The organism is Oscillospiraceae bacterium (genome assembly GCA_035353335.1).
Taxonomy (GTDB): domain Bacteria; phylum Bacillota; class Clostridia; order Oscillospirales; family JAKOTC01; genus DAOPZJ01.
Window position 1 is genome coordinate 1 of record DAOPZJ010000123.1, and the last position, 1,921, is coordinate 1,921.

At 49.7% G+C, this 1,921-nt stretch carries 2 protein-coding genes; both read left to right on the top strand.

What is annotated here, in order from left to right; translation table 11 throughout:
- Positions 1-238: 238 nt before the first annotated feature.
- Positions 239-988, top strand: a complete 750-nt coding sequence (gene rpsB, locus PKH29_12890; GenBank protein ID HNX15736.1) for a 30S ribosomal protein S2 — start codon at positions 239-241, stop codon at positions 986-988.
- Between the two features lie 70 nt (positions 989-1,058).
- On the top strand, positions 1,059-1,921 hold an 863-nt coding region (gene tsf, locus PKH29_12895; GenBank protein ID HNX15737.1), incomplete at its 3' end, for a translation elongation factor Ts.

Consider the following 1,921-nt stretch of genomic DNA (forward strand, 5'->3'; position numbering starts at 1 on the left):
GTTCGCTACCTTTTTCCTTCCCTTACTTTGTAACACATCAATTGTAATCCTACAGGTTATAAAACCGATTTTTATTATAAAACAGTTGAAAACTGCCTTTCGATGTGGTATAATACCACGGAATTCGCATGCGTCGAATTCTCAAAGTGGTGCCGTTCATTACGGTTCTTTGAGCGGGGTACTGTCTCCCCAAAGCGGCGCAGAGGATCAATAACCAAATTTTTAGGAGGAATACCCAATGGCAGTCGTATCTATGAAGCAGCTGCTGGAAGCAGGCGTCCACTTCGGACACCAGACCAGACGCTGGAACCCAAAAATGGCTCCGTATATCTTTACGGAACGCAACGGTATCTACATCATCGACCTTCAGCAAACCGTGAAAAAGCTTGACGATGCGTATATGTTTGTGCGTAGCGTCGCCGCGGAAGGCAAACCGATTCTGTTTGTCGGCACCAAAAAGCAGGCCCAGGACTCCATCAAGGAAGAAGCGATCCGTTCCGGCGCACACTATGTTAACGCCAGATGGCTCGGCGGCATGCTTACCAACTTCCAAACCAACCATAAGAGAATCGCCCGCCTTGCACAGCTGCGCAAGATGGAAGAGGACGGCACGTTTGACATCCTGCCCAAGAAGGAAGTCATTAAACTTCGCCTCGAGATCGAAAAGCTCGAAAAGTTTCGCGGCGGCATCAAAGAGATGGATAAACTGCCCGGCGCGTTGTTCATCGTCGACCCGCGCAAAGAGCGCAACGCCGTCTCCGAAGCCAGAAAATTGAACATCCCGATCGTCGCCATCGTCGACACCAACTGCGACCCGGATGAGATCGACTATGTCATTCCGGGCAACGACGACGCAATCCGTGCGGTCAAACTGATCACCGGCGCAATGGCCGATGCAATCATCGAATCCAGACAAGGCGAATCGAATGCCGCGACAACCGAATCCGAAGAGACAGCCGAACCCGCAGAAGAGAAAGCCGCTGAATAATAACGCCGAAAGCGTAAACAACGTGACTGGATCTTTTTCACCATGTTACTGAAAGGAATGAATATATATTATGGAATTCACAGCAAAAGATGTAGCTGATCTGCGTACCAGAACCGGCGTAGGGATGATGGATTGCAAAAAGGCATTGGCAGAAGCCAACGGCGATACCGAAAAAGCCATCGAGATTCTGCGTGAAAAAGGCCTTGCGGCCGCTGCGAAAAAAGCCGGAAGAATCGCTGCCGAAGGTATGGCTTATTCCGAGGTCTGTGCCAAGTGCAAAAAGGGTGTTATCGTCGAAGTCAACTGCGAGACTGACTTCGCCGCTAAAAGTGAGCCCTTCAAAGAGCTTGTTTCAAAGATTGCAAATGCTATTCTGACCCAAAAACCGACCTCTGTTGAAGATCTGATGACCAAAGACTGCGGCGGGGAGTCCCTTGAAGCATTCCTCAAATCGAAGATTTACACCATCGGCGAGAATATTTCGATCCGCCGTTTCAAGGTCATGGACGGTCATCTGATGTCTTATGTCCACGGCGGCGGCAGAATTGCCGTCTTGGTCAAGTTCGAAACCACTGATGCCATTGCTGCCACAGCGAAATTCACCGAAGCGGCAAAAGATGTTGCAATGCAGATTGCTGCGATGAACCCGCTGTTCCTCGATGCCGCGAGCGTTGATGAAGAAACATTAGCCAAAGAGCGTGAAATTGCAAAAACCGCAGCGATCAACGAGGGCAAACCCGCCAATATCGCCGACAAGATCGTCGAAGGCAGAATTAAAAAGTATTATAAAGAAGTTTGCTTAGTCGAACAGGCATTTGTCAAGGATGCGGAGATCTCCGTCACTCAGTACTTGAACGCCGTCAGTAAAGAGCTCGGCGGCGACATTAAGGCGGTCGCTTTTCACGAGGTAATAACCCAAACCGCCATCATCAA

Excerpts from the sequence above, each read along its gene's own strand:
- rpsB (HNX15736.1), top strand. The coding sequence starts at position 239 with ATGGCAGTCGTATCTATGAAGCAGCTGCTGGAAGCAGGCGTCCACTTC.